The organism is Paenibacillus sp., from assembly GCF_035645235.1.
Taxonomy (GTDB): Bacteria; Bacillota; Bacilli; order Paenibacillales; family YIM-B00363; genus Paenibacillus_AE.
In genome coordinates this window covers 1-3625 of the sequence record NZ_DASQMZ010000174.1, presented here as the reverse complement: position 1 = coordinate 3625, position 3625 = coordinate 1, and the positions used below count along the sequence as shown (strand labels likewise).

Annotated in this window: 3 protein-coding genes and 2 pseudogenes; 4 read left to right on the top strand and 1 reads right to left on the bottom strand. The window is 63.8% G+C overall.

Annotation, left to right across the window (positions count from 1 at the left end; genetic code table 11):
- Window positions 1-330, bottom strand: a pseudogene (locus tag VEZ38_RS16835) (hypothetical protein); the annotation flags it as partial.
- Between the two features lie 136 nt (window positions 331-466).
- Here VEZ38_RS16835 and VEZ38_RS16830 point away from each other — a divergent pair.
- The 4 genes and pseudogenes from VEZ38_RS16830 to VEZ38_RS16815 form a co-directional block, all read left to right on the top strand.
- The gene (locus VEZ38_RS16830) at window positions 467-1417 is read left to right on the top strand and encodes a YafY family protein (protein ID WP_324895487.1); all 951 of its coding nucleotides are present in this window, start codon (window positions 467-469) and stop codon (window positions 1415-1417) included.
- A gap of 142 nt (window positions 1418-1559) precedes the next feature.
- Complete coding sequence (locus tag VEZ38_RS16825; protein WP_324895485.1) at window positions 1560-2804, top strand: NAD(P)/FAD-dependent oxidoreductase; 1245 nt, start codon at window positions 1560-1562, stop codon at window positions 2802-2804.
- Window positions 2805-2962: 158 nt separating this feature from the next.
- Window positions 2963-3187, top strand: a complete 225-nt coding sequence (locus VEZ38_RS16820) for a cold-shock protein (protein WP_324895483.1) — start codon at window positions 2963-2965, stop codon at window positions 3185-3187.
- 271 nt (window positions 3188-3458) lie between these two features.
- Window positions 3459-3625: pseudogene (locus tag VEZ38_RS16815) on the top strand (VUT family protein); the annotation flags it as partial.

Here is a 3625-nt window from a genome sequence, read left to right as displayed (position 1 = left end):
ACCCGAGCAGGCCGATTCGGGCAGGCGGGCGAGCTCCAGCATCGTGACGTCGACGAGCTGCCGCGCCAGCGGTTGCAACGCTTCGGCGCCGGCGAAGGCGTCCATCGCGGCGCGAGCGGCCTCCGGCGAAGACCAATGGATGAGATCGATCCAACGATCCTGCGCCGCCGCGTATAGCAGCTCGCGGCCCTCGAAGCCGGCGCGGCCCGACAGGAACGCGTCGGCCGCGCGAAGGGCGGCGCGGAGGTCCGCCTCGGGCAGGTCGGGCGCGGGGCGGAAGATGCACAGCTCCAGCGTAGGGGAGGTGCGCGGTAGGGGAGTGGCGTTCATGGTCGACATCAAGCTCCTTTTTCCAAGTGAAATATCAGTAGATTCATTGCCTATCGTAAGGCATAATAGTGCCAACGAATGGCATGATTCGGAGCGATAATAGCGTTAATGTAGAAACCAAGGAGGCGGAGCGTCTATGCATAAAGCGCAGCGGCTGATCCAGCTGATGATGCTGGTGAACGAGAAGAAGCGGTTTACGATCCGGGAGCTGACGGACGAGCTCGGCGTCTCGCGCCGGACGATCGTTCGCGATCTCGGCGAGCTCGAACAGCTGGGCGTGCCGCTGTATTCGGAGGTCGGCGCGGCCGGCGGCTATCGCGTGCTGCACGATAAAATGCTGCCGCCGATCCACTTCACGGCGCACGAGGCGACGGCGATCTTCTTCGCGACGCAATCGCTCGAGCGGTACGCGTCGCTGCCGTTCGAGCTCGAGACGGCGTCGGCGCTGCGGAAATTCTACGCGAAGCTGCCGAGCGACGTGCGCGAACGAATCGATCGGCTGAAGCGCGCGCTGACGTTCTGGGTGCCGCCGCGCCGGGTCGAAGCGCCGCATCTCGGGACGCTGCTGGACGCCGCGCTCGAGAGGGCGGAGGCGGACATCGAGTACGAAGGCTCGAACGGCGTCTCGGCGCGGCGCATTCGGCCGACGGGCGTGTATGCGATGAACGGGCTGTGGTACGTGCAAGCCTATTGCCTTCGCAGCGAAGCCGACCGCGTCTTCCGCGCCGACCGGGTGCGGTCCGCGGCGATCGTGCCCGGCAGCGCCGGATCGGCGCCCGAGCTCGAAGCGCCGCCGGCGCCATGGACGCCGCCGGAAGCCGGCGACCCGGCGGCGCTGCCGCTCGAGGTCGAGCTGACGCGCGCCGGCGTCCGGCGCGCCGCCGCGGACCCGTGGCTCGCCGCGGAGGGGCTGACGACGCGGCCCGACGGCTCCGGGACGGTGCGGCTCTCGATGCCCGCCGCTTACCTGCCTTGGGCGGCGACGTTCTTCCTCGGCTTCGGGACGGATGCCCGGGTGATCGAGCCCGCGGCGCTACGCAGCGAAGTCATCCGATTGGCGGAAGAGGTGGGCCGCATGTACGCGTGATGTTCGTGCCTGTACGACATCATTCGTTCGATCTCCCTATACCGAAAATGACATGATGTCATACCCGCGTGACAATCGCCTCTCCTACAATGAATGGAGGATCATTTCCATTCCATGTCGGAGAGGCGGTTTGTTATCGGATATGAACATTCCTTACGACGTCATCGTCGTCGGCGCCCGAGTCGCGGGCTCGGCGCTGGCCTACGAGTTGTCCCGGTTCGGGTACAGCGTGCTGCTGCTCGACCGGAGCTCGTTCCCGAGCGATACGCTGTCTACGCATAACTTCTTTAACAATTCCATCGCCATGCTTCGGGAGATGGGCGTGCTCGACAAGCTGCTGGCCACCGGTACGCCGACGTATCGCCGCGCGAAGCTGACGACGGGGCACGCCGTCATCGACGGCGAGTTTCCGGAGGCGAACGGCGAGACGGCGTGCATGTCCATTCGCCGGAAGCATCTCGACGGCATCCTGTTCGAGCATGCCGCGGCGCAGCCGGGCGTCGACGCGCTGCAGGGCTTCCGCGTGACGGAGCTGCTGAAGGAAGGCGACGCCGTCCGCGGCGTCGTCGGGACGCATCGCGACGGCCGCGTCGAACGGTTCGCGGCGCGGTTCGTCGTCGGCGCGGACGGCCGGCGGTCGGCCGTGCGCGACCTCGCCGGCAGCCGCTGCGAAATCCGGGTGCCGACGGACTATGCGTCTTATGTCGGGTATTTCACCGGCTTCCGGCAGTCCGGCGAGCGGCATGTCGAGATGTACAAGACGGACGATACGATCGTCATTGCCTTCCCGACGAGCGACGGGCAATACGTCGTCGGGGTCATGTTCCCCTTGATGCGGAAGGCGTGGATCGACGCGATGAAGGAGACGCCGGAGGAGAGCTTCCGCGCCGCCGTCGACGCCGGATTGGCGCATACCGACTTCCCGGCGCGGCTTCGCGAAGCTCTGCTAGCCGAGCCGATCCGGGGGCTGCTCGGGTACGACAACGATTGGCATACGGGCATGGGCGACGGATGGGCGCTCGTCGGCGACGCGCTCCTGTTCAAAGACCCCGCCGTGGGGCAAGGGCTGCACGACGCGCTGTACGGCGCTCGGGCGTTGGCGGCGACGCTGGCGAGCGTCGCGAAGGAAAGCTGGGCCGCGCGTTGGGGCGAGATGGCGGCGCGGTACGAAGGCGCGATGAAGTCGAAGCTGACGGGTCTGTTCCACCTGGGATGCAAATTTTCCCGGCTGTCTCCCGTCACGACCGAGGAGGAAGCGGTCAACGGGTTGATCGGCTCGGACCCGCAAGCGACGCGGACTTTCCTAGGGTTATACAACTATACGTCAGGCCCGGAGGACATCGAACGGGAGGTCGGAAGGCTGCTCGCGGCCCGGTCGATTTCTTGATTTTCGGGGGGATTTGTGGTAAAGTCATTCCATGACAGTGAATTACAAATCCACGTGATTTTCACATATCGCGACCGTCCTTCATGCTCGTTCGAACGGCGTCCCGGTATGTGATTTTTGTTTCTACGGAGACGAATCGCGTGCTCAAGGAGGAGCTTATGTATTCTCGCAAACCGCAAGCCGTTGAGATCCCGGAGGAAATGACGGACGTATGGACGTGTTCGAACGAAGGCTGCAATTGCTGGATGCGTAACAATTTCGCCTTCGAAGCCGAACCCGACTGCCCGTCTTGCCGCGTCCCCATGGTGCGCGGAACGAAGATGCTGCCGCAGCTGTCGAACTACACGCTCGATAACAAGTACGCGAAGAAGAGCGCGACGTAATCCGCTCGAGTCGAACCGCAACGTAGTAACCATTGAATGACGCGACGCCCTTGAGGGGCGTCTTTTTTTTCTGCCCGGATCGGCTCGGGAGAAATATATGTATTTTTGCCGTCTAACGAATTCTATCGTTAGATTCCGATTGCCGGCCTTTATATCCGCGCGATGCCGTCTAGCGCCTCCGGCGTTCCTCCGCTATAATGAACGATGCGCCGCAGACGGCGCCGCGGTTCGTAACCATCCCGCGTAACCAAAACTAGGGAGGACTGATCGGATGTTTAATTTGGCATGGGGCGCGGCCTTCGCTTGCGTCAACTTCGGGTTGTTTTTGATCTGTTACCGGCTGTTCGGGCGCAGCGGGCTGTACGCCTGGGTCGGCGTCGCCACGGTGCTCGCCAACATTCAGGTCGTCAAGACGATCGAACTGGCGGGGCTCGTCAT

What these genes read in the sequence shown, in the direction of transcription:
- VEZ38_RS16830 (WP_324895487.1), top strand. Translation starts at nt 467, where the DNA reads ATGCATAAAGCGCAGCGGCTGATCCAGCTGATGATGCTGGTGAACGAG.
- VEZ38_RS16825 (WP_324895485.1), top strand. Translation starts at nt 1,560, where the DNA reads ATGAACATTCCTTACGACGTCATCGTCGTCGGCGCCCGAGTCGCGGGC.
- VEZ38_RS16820 (WP_324895483.1), top strand. Translation starts at nt 2,963, where the DNA reads ATGTATTCTCGCAAACCGCAAGCCGTTGAGATCCCGGAGGAAATGACG.